Annotated in this window: 10 protein-coding genes; all 10 read right to left on the reverse strand. The window is 58.3% G+C overall.

Annotated elements, in window-relative coordinates; translation table 11 throughout:
- Positions 1 to 455: 455 nt before the first annotated feature.
- The 10 genes from VB780_RS24565 to VB780_RS24605 all read right to left on the reverse strand — a co-directional run bounded on the left by VB780_RS24565 (position 456) and on the right by VB780_RS24605 (position 15,605).
- Positions 456 to 1,067, reverse strand: coding sequence for a helix-turn-helix transcriptional regulator (locus tag VB780_RS24565; protein WP_323353821.1), 612 nt, complete (start codon positions 1,065 to 1,067; stop codon positions 456 to 458).
- Between the two features lie 274 nt (positions 1,068 to 1,341).
- Positions 1,342 to 2,367 (reverse strand): calcium-binding protein, encoded by a 1,026-nt coding sequence (locus VB780_RS24570; protein ID WP_323353822.1) that lies wholly within the window; start codon positions 2,365 to 2,367, stop codon positions 1,342 to 1,344.
- Positions 2,306 to 2,515 carry a hypothetical protein gene (locus VB780_RS31485; protein WP_416349260.1) on the reverse strand — a complete coding sequence of 70 codons (210 nt, stop codon included), beginning with the start codon at positions 2,513 to 2,515 and terminating at the stop codon, positions 2,306 to 2,308. Before VB780_RS31485 ends, VB780_RS24570 begins: the two co-directional genes overlap by 62 nt.
- Positions 2,516 to 2,621: 106 nt before the next feature.
- Positions 2,622 to 3,017, reverse strand: a complete 396-nt coding sequence (locus tag VB780_RS24575) for a hypothetical protein (protein WP_323353823.1) — start codon at positions 3,015 to 3,017, stop codon at positions 2,622 to 2,624.
- Positions 3,018 to 3,236: 219 nt separating this feature from the next.
- On the reverse strand, positions 3,237 to 3,437 hold the full coding sequence (locus VB780_RS24580; RefSeq protein ID WP_323353824.1) for a hypothetical protein: 201 nt from the start codon (positions 3,435 to 3,437) through the stop codon (positions 3,237 to 3,239).
- Positions 3,438 to 3,807: 370 nt separating this feature from the next.
- The gene (locus VB780_RS24585; RefSeq protein ID WP_323353825.1) at positions 3,808 to 4,719 is read right to left on the reverse strand and encodes a hypothetical protein; all 912 of its coding nucleotides are present in this window, start codon (positions 4,717 to 4,719) and stop codon (positions 3,808 to 3,810) included.
- 2 nt (positions 4,720 to 4,721) lie between these two features.
- Positions 4,722 to 8,225 (reverse strand): hypothetical protein, encoded by a 3,504-nt coding sequence (locus VB780_RS24590; protein ID WP_323353826.1) that lies wholly within the window; start codon positions 8,223 to 8,225, stop codon positions 4,722 to 4,724.
- Between the two features lie 22 nt (positions 8,226 to 8,247).
- Positions 8,248 to 10,347 carry a hypothetical protein gene (locus VB780_RS24595; RefSeq protein ID WP_323353827.1) on the reverse strand — a complete coding sequence of 700 codons (2,100 nt, stop codon included), beginning with the start codon at positions 10,345 to 10,347 and terminating at the stop codon, positions 8,248 to 8,250.
- A 28-nt stretch (positions 10,348 to 10,375) separates the two neighbouring features.
- Complete coding sequence (locus VB780_RS24600; RefSeq protein ID WP_323353828.1) at positions 10,376 to 13,156, reverse strand: S8 family serine peptidase; 2,781 nt, start codon at positions 13,154 to 13,156, stop codon at positions 10,376 to 10,378.
- Positions 13,143 to 15,605: a hypothetical protein gene (locus VB780_RS24605; protein ID WP_323353829.1), complete on the reverse strand. Its 2,463-nt coding sequence runs from the start codon at positions 15,603 to 15,605 to the stop codon at positions 13,143 to 13,145. Before VB780_RS24605 ends, VB780_RS24600 begins: the two co-directional genes overlap by 14 nt.
- Positions 15,606 to 16,089: the final 484 nt, after the last annotated feature.

Genomic DNA, 16,089 nt, shown 5'->3' on the forward strand with positions numbered 1-16,089 from the left:
GAAGCTAGAGAATCACATCGGGGCAATCTGGATGTTCATCCATGACTACAATCGCCGAGTCAGAGAGAAGCTGTCAGAAAGGGAAGCCCCTTTACTTTCCTCTGTCCTTTACTAAAATGCACTACCCTTTACGCTTTCCTCAGTTCTGCTAGTCCTCTACACCGCTTGTAAATTAAAGCTTAACAAAGCACTAAGATTGCAAAATCTTATGCATGGTCAAACCAAGCTCAGGAAACGTAGCAGAAAGGATACGTTCATCCTCTTTAAGCTACTGCATCTCATACTGCTTCTGCTCATTTAGCCTATTAATCAGCACCGACGGCTGCTTAGGGTTGCCCAAATAGTTGCGACTTCCCAACGCCAAATAATCGACGATCCAGTACTCTAAAATACCCAATTGGCAATACTTATCAATATAGTCATCCTTCCAACTACCAGAAATCACCGATCGCCCCTTACTCCTCAACCATCAGCATCCGCTTGGCAGAAATACTCTTGAGATGGCGTTTCACCGTATTGACGCTAACAAACAGCTTCGCTGCGATTTCCTTATAGCTGCAATCCGCGTGCCGCAGCAGCCAAACATCCTTCTCCCGAGGCGTCAGCTTGTACCGCACCGCTTCCAGCAGCGCCGTAGCCTGCGCCGACCTCGACTGGTCTTCCAACAACACCAGCAGGTAAGCCTCGGAGTCATGCGGCAACTCTAACCACTGCACCTTAGCCCGAACCAGCTGATTCTTAGCCCCTGTCAGCGTCTGAGTTGGCACCAAAGCTATATCTTCAAACAGACTACGGCTTTCGATCATGTGCCTACACATTACCCACAGACCAAGAGGAATAGCACGGGCAGAACGTTGACCTTCCTGCAACACCTGGCAAAGCCTCCGCCCCTCCTGATTGCTATAGAGACAGGTTCCATCCTGAGTCAGCAACAACACACCATCTGCAAATCCCTCAAAAAGACGGCCCAACACAGCCAACTCCGCTTCTTTGGGTTGCTCTTGACTTTCAGAAAACCGGGCTGGGCGAGCATCTGCAATGGTGGGCAATAAACTTAAAGTCACCATGGGGGCACCTGCGTAACTCATAGGGAGATTTGCTTTCAGCCCAGTGTCACCAAGGCATCCGCCCCAAAGCCAATCCCCCAACGCGATCGCCCAAAGTCCCGCCACACCTAGGTAACCAGGCTCAGATCATGCCTCCGCATTGGGGATTCCCCAAACTTCATCATCAACGAACCAGCAATTCTTTCAGGTCTCTAACAGGCATTTCAAAATAGACTGCACAAAAAGCGATTGCCCTCCTAAATTGAAGAGCGATCGCACAATCATCAACCCAAGGCTAAGTAATCTGAATAGGCTCAGTTAAACAGAAGTCGTTGCTGCTTAAACTGGGTGCTCCAGATAAAGTAGCAAAATGCCCACCCTGAACAGATGACGAATCAAACCCTGCAAGACTGCCATTTGGGTTGTAAAACAATTTGCCATTGCCAGCGTTATAGACAATGTCAGCTCGGCTGAGGGCCGCCGCCGCATCACTGGTAACGAGGGCAAATTCTGAAATGTCGCTAAACCCAGCAGTACCTACGAGACTACCGCGACTGGCTAAGGTTGTGAATGTAGCCTTAGACAGCTCGATTTTATCGGAACCGCGCTCAAAAAAGATAATAGTATCAACTCCCAAATCTCCGTTGCTAAAGGCTCTCCCTGAGTCAAAGATATAGCGATCAGCCTCTGCATTTCCAAGCAAAGTATCATTGCCTGCTCCACCAATCAGACGATCGTTACCCCCTCCGCCAAGTAAGAGATTATCACCTCTGTTGCCTTTGATAACATTGTCGAGGTCATTACCTGTCCCACCAAGATTCGTTGCACCGAGCAGAGTCAGATTTTCTACATCAGCACTTAGCCTGTAAGAAACCGACGAATGAATAATATCGATGCCTTCGCCAAAGAATTCAAGGACGCGATCGTCTATATTGTCTACGACATATGTATCTGAGTCTGGACCTCCCTGCATAACATCTGCGCTGACTCCGCCATCCAGGCGATCGCCTCCCGTACCGCCAATTAAAGTATTACTACCACTATTGCCTATGATAATATTGCTAAAGATACTACCTACGCCATTAAGATTTGCCGTACCAAATAGGGTCAGATTTTCTACATTGGCGCTCAGTGTGTAAGAAATCGACGCATAAACAGTGTCAGTGCCTTGATTAGCCACCTCAACAATGTGATCGCCTATATTATCGACAATATAGGTATCTGCTTCCTGTCCACCCTGCATAAAATCTGCGCCTGCTCTACCATTCAAAAAAATCAGACCCGTACCCGCCAAAAAGTCGATCGGCTCCATCTCCTCCATAGAGGTTATCTGCACCCCCTTCACCTAATAAGGTGTTATTGCCGACGTTCCCCCAAATGTAATTTGGTAGATTGTTACCTGCACCATTAAGGTTCGCATTGCCCAGTAGGACCAGATCCTCTACATGGGCTCCTAGACCGTAAGAAATCGATGCTTAGTGGTGCAGAAAACTCCTGAAACTCTTATGGATAAAGGATTCTCGCTGAGACAGCAGATTTAGGATTTATCAAGAGATCGAACGAAGGCAATGGGTTTCAGAGGCTATTTTGACCGCCTGGGTCGTCCATCATGAGACTCAAAAAAGTTTTCTGCACCACTAAGGAAATCGATGATTGAACAGTATCAATGCCTCCATTCAAAAGCTCGACAACACGATCGCCTTGATTGTCTACAGTGTAGACATCAAAACCACTGCCTCCATACATTAGGTCAGCGCCATCTCCACCATCAAGGCGGTCATTACCCTCACCACCATAGAGTTGGTCATTAGCTCCTCGGCCTTCAAGAATGTCATCTCCGGCAAATCCTTGGATAATATCAATCCCATCATTGATGTTGATGAAGAGAAAATCTTCTCTGTCTCGACCAACCAGCTTTGAACGAACTACTCCGTTATCGCTAAACGCTGTTCCATTAATTCTGTTCGGCATGATTTAAGATCTCGCTTATAGGGCAGCAGATTTGCTGTGAATCAAATTTCACGCAACTAGCTGCCCCAAAGCCAGTGATTCTTTAGAAACCTTTTAAGCCTTGTCAGCACTGCCATAGAGGGCCTAAGCCAAGCAGCCTACCTTGGGGATTCCCCAAACTTTTCAGCCTCAGTTAGTCCCAAGTTCCCCAAAGAATTCTTCTTTAGAGACCCACAGAAGCTAACTCTCATGCCCAGAAATCGGAAACTCACGCTTCACCTCGATCGCAAAATCTGACTCTGCTTTACTGCTGGCAACCATGGGCAGACTACCTTCTGCCGTAATTTTGAGATTGAAACTCAAGATGATCTCTTCGACCTCTGCGATCGCCAGATCTCTTGGTAAGGGTGCGCCCAATCCAGATGTTTGTGCATTTCTCATCAGTAGCACTCCAGCGCAGACCGGCGGCTTCTGCCGGGCGGCACCCTGTATTGAGCAGAAAGTACACGTAGGGATAGTAGTGGGCGTAGTAGCGATCGCCCTCAAAGATCTCCAAATTTGCTGCACCTCGGCGTGGGTAAATGGCCTAGACTTTGACTTCAGGTCGTCCTTCACCTTCACCAGTTTTCAAGGATCAAAATCCTGACGTTCCCACTTTTAGCATTCCGATAGGGTCGCTAGGTGATGACCCTTAGGCCGATCTTTAGACCATCGCGAATCGTCCGAGGCTTCTAGTACTGCCGGAGAAACTCGACAAACTTCTTTGCCTTTTCGACCTCGATAAAATCTACTTGGTTAGTTCGCCGAGGTTTCATACCTGATTAGCATCTGGCTGGGGTACAAAAAAGAGTTTGGTGTGGATGTGATTGCCGTGAACATGCAATTCGCAAGCTCTGCCGACCCGCCATTTAGGGCCGACCTGGCCCTGGCAGAGACTCCACAGCGCCTCAGCATAATCTTGGGGGCCACCTAATTGCTTAAACAATCGGGCGATCGCCCGATGCTTCTCAGCATCCTCGGGTACTAGGGCCCAGCCTGAGTTGGCAATAGATAGGCCGGGGCTATTCTGGTTATTCAACGAAGTAGCAATCACCCAACGGCCTGAATGCCCCGGTCGTTTGAGCAGATGCCCCAGCACCTCTAGCGCCATTGGCCAGTGCCCTGGCGCAATGCCCTCCGCCACCTCATGCACCAAGGTATGGCGATGGAGCAGCCAATGCACCTGCACCCGTTTTATCCCCGCTGAGGTAGCCTCTAGTCGCACTGCCCAGGGCCGCCCCTGGTGGACAGGGATTGCTACCTGCTCTAAGCGGTCCTGCTGCTGGGGCGTGAGCAGGCATTGCAATCGCTTTAGGGCGCAAGCCGGGTCGGGATCGCGCAGATCCACATAGACAGACTGCCGGGTTTCTGACCAGAACAACCAGGTGCCCATAGAGGCATGGTCGGCTGGCGGCAACCGATCCAAACCCTGGGCCAAATAGCCCAGGGTGGGGGGCGGCAAAAGCTCCGTGAGCGCGTTGGCATCAAAGGGGTCGGCCAAGCGTAGGCCCACCTGCAAATCGGGTGGGCCGGGTGCTGCTACGGTGAGCTGCACCAGAGCACCGGCATCCAGACAGGAGCGGGCTGCCCCGGCCTGCACCACCGCCGCCAGTTTTTGGGCCAGGGGCGCGGCCTCGCGGCCGTAGCCCGCCAGCAGCGCCGCCCTCAGCAACAGAGCTTCCATGCTTAGAACCCTGGTATCAGTTCAAGGGAAGTACCCGAGTGCTCAATCCACTCGCCCTGGCGCATACCTGTTGAGCGATAAAACTCGGTGACTCGATATCGGTAGCTCTTAATCTGCGGGTCTAGGATGGGAATCGACCAGGTGAAGTCTGGCTGATCGGTGCCGCGCAAGAGCATGGCGTAATCCCACAGCAGGTTGTTGGCCGCGTCTTCGTAGCGCAGCTCCACCTTGACAGCCAGTAGGTCACCCGCCGGAGGCACCAGCAGCGTTACCTGCACCGGAATCACATCCACGGCTCTGACGCCCACTGTGAGCAGACCGTCGGCGTTGCCCTCAGTCCACTCAATAATGTCGATATCGCCCGATTTTTTGATCAAGGTGGCCTGGTATTGCCAGGTGCGATGGTTGGGGTCTTCTAGTCGCACACTCCACTCCTCTAGCTGGGCGTGGTTGATCAGGTCAAAATCGTCTTCGACGATGCGATTGTCGTGCTCATAGCGCAGCCGCACATTGACCCGCTCAAACTCATCACGGGGGTCCATGAGAATCACCTGCACCAGCAGCGTGTTTTCCCTGGGCTCGTTGATCACAATCAGCTCTTGCAGGGTCCAGTCTTTGGCGGGCAAGGGCACCTGCGCCCCGTCTTTGTAAAAGATGGTGCCCGTGGTGTGCAGGCGGTTGTCTTCCAGATCGGGTTCGGGGCGAATTACCAGGCGGTGCTGGGAACTGGTGGACGACAGCAGTAGGTTTTGGCGATAGGGGCCGTAGCTGAGGGCCACCTGGGCGCGTTCGATCAGATCGTAGTGCATGATACCTGCCGCCAGATCAACCATCACAGCGGGGGTAACATCGCGGGGATGGATGACGAGGTTGCGCTCGGTGGTGCGAATCCAGCCCTCGGAATCGGCGTTGGCGGCCCCGACGCTGGTAACGGCTCCGCGCTGGTCGCCCAGGGCTACGTCGGGCAAAAAGTTGACCGTCACTCGGTAGTCGTACCAGTAGGCTATTGGCAGTTGGGGGTCGTCGTTCTCGTGCAAGACGCCGACCTTCCAGCTGTCGGTCTCCTGCTCGGGGGTGAGCAGCAGGTCGCCCGTGCGCTGAAACCCACCAGTACCATCGGGGCCGTAGCGAATTTGAATGGCGATGGAGTCGATGCCTTCCTGCTGCCACTGGGCCGTGGTCGAAGCGGCGATCTCCAGCCACTGGAAGAAATCGATCGCCCCGTCGGCTTCAAGCACGTAGTCGGCTGGGTTGATAGCATCGAGAATCAGCTGTCCCTGGGGATGCACCTCCTGGGTGCGGGCCTTACGGGAGTTGAGTTCGTAGGTAGCGGTAATTTTTTCTTCCTGCTGAATGATCTCCAGGTTGACTTCAAAACTGGCCTCGACCTTGCTAGTGCTGCTGCCTTGGCCGGGGGTGGCGCTACCGCCCCGCTGTAAGTGGCCGCGCAAAATTGACTGGGGTAAGCCATTGCCGGGTTGAGATGCCTGGGGCCGGGTCAGAGTGCCTCGCAGTACAGTCTGGGGGCGGCCAGGCCGCTGGGCGCGAATCAGCACCACCCGGTGCTGGGGTCTGCCCCCACGACTGTTGGCTGGGGCGCTGTCGTTGCCCAGGGTCGGAATTTGATTGGTTCTCGCCTGGTCATGCCCATGGGCTCGACCGTTGATCGGAAAGCGCCCGACAATTAAATTGCGGGCGACCTGTAACCGCCGGTCAGAGAGGACTTGATTAGTGGCTTGTTGGACTGAAGTATCAATATTTTGATGATTTTCAAAGCTGGCGTGGGCGTCTAGCTCCAGGGTGGTGCCGGGGGGTAGGGTGCTGAGCCAGGCATCTAGGGCACTGGGGCCAGTCGCGGTGCTAGATGCCGCCCGCGAGGTCGTTAGAAATCTGGCTCCTTCGCTGGCGGGGGGCGGCAGGGTGCCTTCGGGCGGCTGGGGGTTGCGGCTGGAGTAGCCGCTGACATCGCTAGCGCTGGTGGGGCGATCATAGTCAAAGAAGAGATGGAAGACCTCTTCCGTCGCCTGGGTGGCGGGCCAGGTAATTTCCACCTGGCGGGTTTCGCCGGGGGGCACCTCCACAGCCAGGGTGCTGCCGGTTAGGGGAGCACCCTGGAGCGTGCTGGCGCTATTGCCGACTCGGGCGGTAGCCCCTTCTCCCCTCAGGGTCAAGGTTTCGCGGGTGCCGCTGGCGGCGGCTTGGAAGGGGGCGACCCCTCGGTCTGGGGGCACTTCGCCGGGGGCCTGGGTCCACTGGGCGGGCTGCCGCTCTGCCGAGGGCTGCCCCTGGGTGGCAGGCCAGGTAATTTCGACGTAGCGGGTTTGCCCGGCGGGAACGTCTACCTTTAGGCGGGCACCGTCTAGGGTCGCAGGCTGCAACGACCCAGCTTCGGTGCCGGTCTTGGCGATCGCCCCAGTCCCTCTAACCACTAACGTCTCCTCGGTGCCACTGGGGGCAGGCTGAAACGCTTCCAGACCCCGTTCGGCAGGGAAGTTTTGGGCGGGCTCCTTGCTGTCCTCCGTCCAGGTGGCATTGACTCGGCCCGACTGCGGTGGGTTGGTGCCTGACCCGCTGGGGCTGGCTGAGCCGTTGGCGCTGCCGGACGGGGTGCCTCCAGAGGAGCCGCCTTCGGCACCCCCGGCTGCACCGGCCAGATTGGCCATTTGCCCGACCTGGGCTAGGGTCGGTTTGAACCAGGTAGAGCCCATCAAATCGCGAATAATGCCGTTGATCTGCTCTTGATTGACGGCGTCGCGGCCATTTTCCCCTGGGATGGGGTCAACTTCTTCGACCAGAATGGCGCGGTTTTCTTTGAGTTCTTTCATCAGCAGGTGAAAGCCCGCTTTGCCCACGAAGGAACTATTGCCACTACTGGCGGCAATTCCCGCCCGCAGGCGCAGATCCAGGTGTTCGTAGACCCGCTGGTAATCGACGGTAATTTTGAGGTTGTAGGCGGGGCCAATGCCCGCGTAGGTGAGGTGGTAGAGGGCCAGGGCCATGGTATCGCCGCCGGCTTCGATCACCTGCTTCATCAGGGCAGCACCGTCGCGATCGAGCACCACGCTGAAGGCGGCCCGCTGGGTGCCGTAGAGGGCTGGCACGGTAGACCCAGCAATTTTGCGCACAAAGGGCTGGTTTTCATCGTCTCGGGATGTGCCCAGCAGCACCAGCTCGACGGAGCCATTCATGAAGGGCACAGGCACCAGGTTGGCTTGGCTGCCAAACCGCCGCTGCACTTCTTCGCGCACCTCCTCTAGCAGCTGATCGCTGACCCGTAGATCGACATCCAGGTTGAGAAAGCCGCCGCCGTTTTCCATGCCCTGGGGAGTCGGGGCGTTGGGGTCGGGACGATAGAGCACCAGCCGCAGGGCGTAGTCATCGTCGTCTTCGGCGCTGCGGGCAATTTTGGGCACCTCGGGCGGCAGGTAGTAGAAGGTGTCGGGATTGCTGAAGTCTTTGAATAGGGTTAGACCGCGAAAGTAAAGAACGGGCTCGTCGTAAAGCATAGTGAAACCTCGAGGGAATGGGTTAAGGATGGATGAGGGAGGGAGTCGGCAAAACGGTTAGGGCGGCGGGTTGAGGCCAGTGACTTTCGTGAACATGGCCGGAGTTCATGAATTCGTGCACCGTTAGCTCAGGCGGCGGGGCGGTAGCCGGAACCACTAAAATCAGCTCGGTCTGATCCTGGTCTTGCTGCAAAATTTGGCGGGTTTGGTGTTCCCCAGAAGCCAGGATGAGCTCGATCGCAAAGCTATCCCGCTGGGCTGGCCCGCCCTCTAGCAGCACCACTTCGGTGGTGTAGGTGGCCATGGGCTCGGTGGCACCGATGACCAGGGTGGTGGCGTCGCTGTATGACCAGGGCTGCTGCTCCAGCCTGCCGCTGTGATGCATGAGGGAAACTCGGTAGCGGTAGTGGCGGGGGGTGCCCCGCAAACGCCGCAGCCCAACCCGCTGGGGGGTGCGATCGCCCCCATCCCAGGTAACGGCTCGCTGGTGCTCAAAGCTGCCTGATCCGTTCTCTGGCCCGGTTTGCAGTTCGACCACCAGGGTGGCCACCTCCTCTAGGGGCAGGGGCACCAGCAGTAGTTCCAGGGAGGCCCCAAAGGGACTGTCGAGGATGAGAATGTCTGCTTCTAATAGCCGGGGCGGTTCGACGTAGCTGGGTTCGCCGGGGCGACCTCGCCAGTGAGCGCTAAACCAGACGGGACCAGCGCCCACCGCCGGTAGAAACAGGTCGGCACTGCGGGTGTGGGTATCCAGGCGCAGCGAGCGAGCGGTCTCGGCGGGGCTATTGAACACCAGTTCGACGTGGTCTAGCCAGGCAAAGTCGATGGGGCTGGCGATCGCCGTCACCACCCGAGGCGGAAAGAGTCGCCGGGGCGAGATCTGAATCAGCCCGCCCTCAGCTCTCAGCCAGTCGGTGGTTTGGCTGGGGACATGGGTTTGCTCGGGGTCGGGGTGCGATCGCACCCGATACTGCACCGGCTCCGTCGGCACCCGGCTGAGGGTAAAGCGCTCCTCAAAGCGATCGTCGGTCAGGATGATGGTGTGATCGATGGGGCGATCGCCCGCAATACCGACAGACTTCTCAGGGCTCCAGCTCAGCTCCACTTCAACCGCAGACAATCCCAGCCGGGCCAGTTCTCGCTCCCCCCGCACCGTCATCTGCATGGGAGCAGGGGTCAAATCCACCCAGTGGATCACCTCAACCGCCGCCTGGGTGCCCAGCAGATCCACTAGGCTAGCCGCCGCATAATGGCGAATGGGCATCGCTCGCCGCTCCAAAAAGCTCCAGCGGGATGTCGTTTCCAGTTCTTCCCGGCGGGCTGTCAGGCGAAAGCTGAGTTCGAGGGCAGCCACCGAGTCGTCGTTGAGCAGCGGGGGTTTCTCCGCCGGGGGAAAGGGTGAAAACATACGGGCCACTAGCTCCTGGCCGACCCGACGCAAGGCCTCGGCTCGCTGGCTTTCTACATCGCCGCTCTCGTCTACCACCCGCAGGCGGATCAGGTTGTCGCGGACCAGCTCTTCCCAGGTGATCGCCAACCGGGCCGCACCGTAGGGGGTGGTGAGGGCTCCCTCTACCGTCAGGCGATCGTGAATGGCGTGCAGGTCGGCCTCCGCCTCGATGCCCAACGGCCCGGCTAGCCCCAGCATTTCCAAATCAAACACCACCACGGTGGGCAGGGCATTGCCCCGCAGCGCCGCATCGGCCAAAGCGGCCCCGGCAGCATCTAGCCGAGCGGCCACCAGCGCCAGGGGGTTTCCCAGCAGCGACGGCATGCCCATCGATAGCGACAGGGGAGCCAGTTCGTCGCCGTCAAGCCAGCCCGTCAGCCGGACTTCTCCTGTGCGCCAGTGGGGGGGCAACAGCAGAGGGGGCTCACCAGACTGAGACAACCTGGTACGGACTGTCTCCATCTGCTCGGCGCTGGGGGCCAGCTCGGCCTCAAATTGCAGCAGGCCGCCCTGATTGTCTTCGCCCCGAAAGAGCCACAGCGACAGCTGTGGGTGTGGATTGGCCACCAGCCGAGGGGCATCGGCCAGCCCATAGCGACGCTGTTCGTCGGCATGGTCAAAAAAGACCGTTAGGCCGTCGATGAATTCAGGGGGTCTGCCAATGTCCAACATGGTGCTTCACCGTGGAAAGTTACTGAACTCACACCCGTAGAAACTGGGCGGCGTCGATGCGCCCCAGGCCCCAGTCATCCACTCCATCGGTGGGGCGGCGGGTGCTGGCCAGCTCCAGGCGATCGCGAATTTGCCCCGTGTCGAGGTTGGCATCCATTTGCAGCAGGGCGGCCACCAGGCCCGTCACAATCGGGCTGGCCATGCTCGTGCCCGACATATCGACTACGCCTCGGCTGGTATCGCTGGGCATCCAGGACTTTGCCGAGCTAATGATGTGCCCTGGGGCGGTGACATCGATCGCCCGCTGCCCTGGAGCCGCCGCCCGCAGTGGGCCAGGGGAGGAAAAGGGCGCGATCTCATCCACCGGGCTGCTAATGCCCGGTCGACTGGTAAAGGCCGCGACCCCAATGGTGCCGGGGGCGTTGGCGGGGGTGCCAACTTTGCAGGTTTCAAACTGGGCCAGCTGGGCGGCGGTGTAGGTGACGCCAATCAGCGGCTGGGTAACGGCTGGGTCAAGGATGAACTGACCCCGAAAGCTGCGGTAGGCAGCAAAGCCGTGGATGACGCAGACCGATCGCCCCCGGTTGCGAAACCGCACAATCCAGGGGCCAGCGGGCAGCGGCCCAGACCAGTACACCTCAGGACTGTAGTGGCGATTGTTGGGGCGTTCGGGACCGTTGTGCAGGTTGACCTGCACCCCTCCCGGTAGGTTAGTGGAGACGGCACCGTTGGAGGCTCTGAGGGAGATCTCAGGGGTGGCCAAAATGGCGTTGGTGGAATGTCGGGTGGATAGGTCGAGCCGCACGGCGGTGCCGTCTTCGTTGTAGGCCCAGAAGGTGATGCCGTCGGGGCTTTGCGGCTGATAGACAACCTCCACCTGGTCGCCAGCGGCAACGGTGGCCTGCCAGTGAACGTGATCGCCCCGCAGGTTGTCGGCAGCGGCACAGATCACTCGGCCATCGATGTAGGAAGGCATAGCGCTGGGCAGGGAGCCCAAGCCGGTGGCGCTCAATCCGGTGGCGGGCAAAATGTTCTGGCTTACCAGCTGGGTCAGCCCAATCGACAGCGGGTCGGTGCCGTCGTGAGAATGCCGCTGGGTCGACAAACTGATGTTGACCACGCAGGGTTTGCCTAACTCCGTAGCCTTTTGAAAGCAGTACTTCACTCCGGCGATCACATCGTTGACGTAGCCTCCGGTACTGCCGACGCCAGCCACCACCAGGGTCGCCCTTGGCGCAATGCCGCCCGGCCAGCCTCCTACGGCGCGGCCAGCGGCGATGCCAGCCACGTGGGTGCCGTGGCCAGCACTATGGGTACCGTCAGCTTTGGTGACATAGTCGGTGGTGGTGATCACCTCGTCGTGGCCCAGGTATTCTCTGCCAAAATTCATGGAGCGGTAGGCGGCATTTTGGCCACTGCGCTGCCAGGGAGACTGCCCCCCCGATTCGTCCATGTTCCAGACGGCGTGAATGCGGGTTTTAGTGGCATCGTCCTGCCGCCCCAAAAAGGCCGGATGCCCCCCGTCAATGCCCGAATCGACAATGCCCACCACGATGTCTCGGCCCGTGTTGGCCGGGGTGATGCCTGCGGGCAAGGTGCGCCCCGCCAAGTTGATTTCATTTTTGGCGTCGGTCATGCAAACCCAAACCGGGGTGGAGAGTTCTAGGTTTTCGACATCGCTGCGCTCGGCTAGGGCCATCACCTGCTCGGGTGGGCAGCGAAAGGTGCGAATGGCCCCGCTGCCATCTTCGATCACCCCCTCTGGCAAGGGCGTGCGGGGGAAGTCTGGGGCGACAGACCCCAGCAGCAATACGTAGGGCGATTGCTCTGTCCCCACAATTGGCGTGTTGGGGTCGCGCAGAGCCTCGCCCAACGCCGCCATCCACTCCGGTAAGTCTTCTAAAAAGCCAGCGGTTGAGGGGGCCAGGGAGGATTGGGCGGTAGCGGCGATCGGTAGCCCAACCCCAACATCCGCGTGGAAGAAGATAAAGCGGGCGAAGGCCGGGGCATCGGGCTGGTGGGAGGCCACCGTGTGCAGCAGGGCCAGTCGCCAGCGATCGGCGGCGGCTTCCCCTAGGTCATCGATGCGGTAGACCAGCTGCCGAAAGTTTGAGGCCGAGGCTTGGGGATGCCAGTACTGTTCTGGCACCAGGGCAAAGCAGTAAAAGCTGTCGCGCTGGAGTTTGATCTCGGCGAAGTTTCCCGTTTCCGGTGCCAGGTAGTCTGGGCTTACCCCGGCGGGAAATTCGCCCTCGGCAACGGTGCCCTTGGCGTAGTAGGTGCCATCGGGCCGATAGGTGCCGAAGTGGAGTAAAAAGCTGCGCAGTTCGTCTAGATCGCTGGTGGGCAGCCCGGCGGGCACAGCGGTCAGGGTGCCGAGGTTTTGGGCGAGGGCCTGGCGAATGGCGGCATTGTCTAGGGCGCTGGCCCAGGCGTCAGCCTCGCTACTGCTGAGACCTACCTCTGCTTCGTCTTCTAGAGCGGTAGACGGGCGAAAGTCGGCCAGAATGCGGGCTATGGTTTGGCGAGAGTCGGTGGCCACATCTAGCCGCTCGACCACCCAGAGCATGACGTAGGTGCGTACCGCGCCCTCGGTCTCGGTGCGAATCGCAAACTGGGGCGTAATGGAGCCATTCGGCAGGGGAGTGAGGGCCGCGCCGCTGTACTCGGTGTAGTCGGCCATCAGCACCAGGGGGCAATTAGCGGGCTGGCGCTGTTCAAGGCTTTCTAAGGTGGGGCTGCCGGGTAGCTCGGCCAAAAACCACTCAAAAAAGCCGTCTTTGTAGCTCGAAAGGTTAGGGTGTGGCATGGGTCTGAGGGGCTAAAGGATCCAACAGCAGAATTTCGTCGTGGGTGGTAATGGAGCCAATCGTCAGGCGCTGGCCGTCGTGGCTAAACCAGGTGACTTCGTAGGTGTAGGCCGTGGCCTCGGGGTGGGCCATGGGCACCCGCCAGGAAAAAGGCTCTAGCCCGGTGCGAAATAGGGTTTCGACGGTGTTGTCAGCCCAGTCGGGGGCATCGGGGTAGGTGAGCTTGAGCTTGGCCATGCGAAAGTTACCCTCGGCCAGGGAGCCTAAAAAGGCGACTTCGACGGTCAGCAGACCAGCGGCGCGATCGCCCACAATCACCAGAGGGTTTTCAGTTTTGACCCACTGCTCGGCGGCTCGCACCGCCCCGTTTTTCAAAAAGCCCGTGTAGCGGTAGGCAAACTGAGCACTCTCGGTCTGCTGGCGGCGGAATGACCACTGCCCCGTAGTGGTGCCCTCGCTAAGGGTAATGGTGCGCTCCACCTCGGGAGAGTCGGCCGTATTGTGGGCCAGCTGCACGACCATCTGCTGGTAGCGGTTCAGCAGATCCGCCAGCTGAATATCGACCACTTTGGTCAAATCGGAGGGCTGGTTGATCACAAAGGGGCGATCGCCCGCCTGCTTCAGGGTCACAGTTTCGCTTTCACCATCGGTGTAAAAGAAGGTGGCCGTGACGGTGACCTCCTTGCGAGCCGGGTTTTTGGGTCGAATCGGCACGCTGGCGGTGGGGGTGCTGCGGGTCAAAATTTTGGTATCGCTGGCCGTCAGCCCGCTTTCAGCATCCTCGTACTGCACCTGGGCCTGAATTTGCTGGATAGCGTTCCAATCGACCATGGCTCCCTCCAGGCTGACCGGCAAAATTGCGCTGAAGGTCGAGGGGTTGATATCTAAACTGCGGGTGGTGGTGGGCTGCCAGGGGGAAGTTTCCACCGTAGCCGGGTCGCCAATGGCAAAATCGGGCTGGTAGTTCAAAACAACCTGGTACTCGATCTCGCGGCTGCCCAGGTGATCGACAAAAAAGCGGTAGGGGTGGCTCTGCCCAGCGGCGGTGAGGGGGGCCTCAAAGGCATCTTTCCAGTGGCTGCCGTCTGGCTTGGTGCCGTAGCGCAGTTTCACCACCATCGAGGTGACCCCAGCCGCCGTTAAATCTGCCGCCGTTGACACCGTGCCCTCCAGGGTGTCGAAAAACTCGTCCTTCAGATCGACCTCTAGAATGCGACCGGGCAGGCTGGCCGCGCCTTCCAGCAGGCGAATTTGCCCCTGGGGTGCGATCGCCCGCTCTACCGCCGCCACCTGGCGCAGTTCATATTTAATCTCCTGCCGTTCCTCCTGCTCTAAGTTGCGCAGCATGAATGCCCCCTGGGGGCGACCGGCCCGGTTCCAGGCTTCTACAGCGGTCGGGGGTTCTGAGCTAGTCCCGTTCTGGGGAGGAGTTGTCGGGGGTTCGGCGGCTCCACCCTGGGCTTCGCCTTCCACGGCGCTGGTAGCGACGGCGGCACCGGGTCGCCGGGGCGTACCCACATCGGCCTGGGCACCCACGCCGGTCAGGGCGGCTCTGGAGGTGCTGGTCAGCCCCGCCAAAATGCTGTTCAGGTCGGGGCGAGCGTCGTAGGCGGTCAGGGTGCCGCGATCGCTGGCCATTACTGTACCGGGGTTCAGCGCCGGTTTAAAGAAAGTCCACTGGGCCAGCTCCTTCGCCAAGTTGTGCAGGCGAGTCATGCGGGCTGCCGTGTCCTCAGGCGTCTCGGTTTCGTAAACGACCTCTTCGATCGCGATCGCCCCTGACTTGATCAGCGACTCCATCTCGCTATCGAGGTCGGTGCGAAACCAGAGGGTGTTCATCTGCGTGCGGTTGCGCAGATGCTCATAGGCCTGGCGAAACTGAATGGTGATGGTGACGTCGTAGGCCGGGTGCAACCCCTCGTAGACCAGGTCATACAGCAATACGACTGGGGTAGCACCTTCTTTTTCCAGGGCGGCCTTGATCAGGGCGGCCCCCTGCTGACTCAGCTCGGCTGAGAAGGCGGCGCGCTGGTCACCGTAAAGGCTAGGGCTGCTGCTGCTGATCAAATTTTCTACAAAGCGCAGCTCACCGGGGGCCACCTGCCCCGCCGAGGCGCTGTCCAACGCCGTCACGCGCACCGAACCCGACTTGATGGGTACGGGGGCCAGGCTAACCTGCACGTTATATAGGCGAGAGAGGTCGTCACGCACCCGCTGCAAAACTCCCGCAGGAACGCCCAGATCGGTGGTCATGGTCAAAAAACCACCCGCCTTAATATCAGCTGCCGGTGCATTGGCATCGCGATAGATCAGCAGTTGAAACATCGGTTGCCCAGCTTCGGTAGCCAGGCGAGGCGACTTCGGCAGATAGAAAAACAGCGATTTGTTGTTGTAGTCCTGGTATAGGGTTAATCCGTGCAGTTCCAGCCCGGTCTCGAGGTAGAGCATGAAGGGTATATCCTCAGCGATGGGTTGATGTTAAGCATTGAGTTTCTAAGGTTTTTGAGGTCTTGGCTGTGGCAATTTCCGTAGCAATTGAGAATTAATCAAAAACGAGAATTAAACGATTCTGTAGAGACTGTTATGGCGATGGACCAATGCATCAAGGTGATTCAGCGCCTCATGCGGGGAGATGAAGCAGTCCGCAAAATAAGGAATAGTGAAGAACCTGAAGCTGTCCCATATAACCTTGAGAATCCCTAGGGCAGGCATCTTGCTTGTACTGACAAGTTCCCAGTCCTGGCTTTATGAATCAACTTAGAACGTTATATTGATGTGATTTCAAAGCCCGTGACCATGATTAAGGTCTGATGCAAAAAGAAGACTTTTCAGCGTTTATCTTCCTGGTTTTCTCTATTGTAGTTAGCAACATTAATCGTTCCCATTACCCGTCTGGGTACTTTTGAGTGGAGGAAAGATGCCATTTTTAGAT

The sequence above is a fragment of the Leptolyngbya sp. CCNP1308 genome, assembly GCF_034932455.1.
Classification (GTDB): domain Bacteria; phylum Cyanobacteriota; class Cyanobacteriia; order Phormidesmidales; family Phormidesmidaceae; genus Nodosilinea.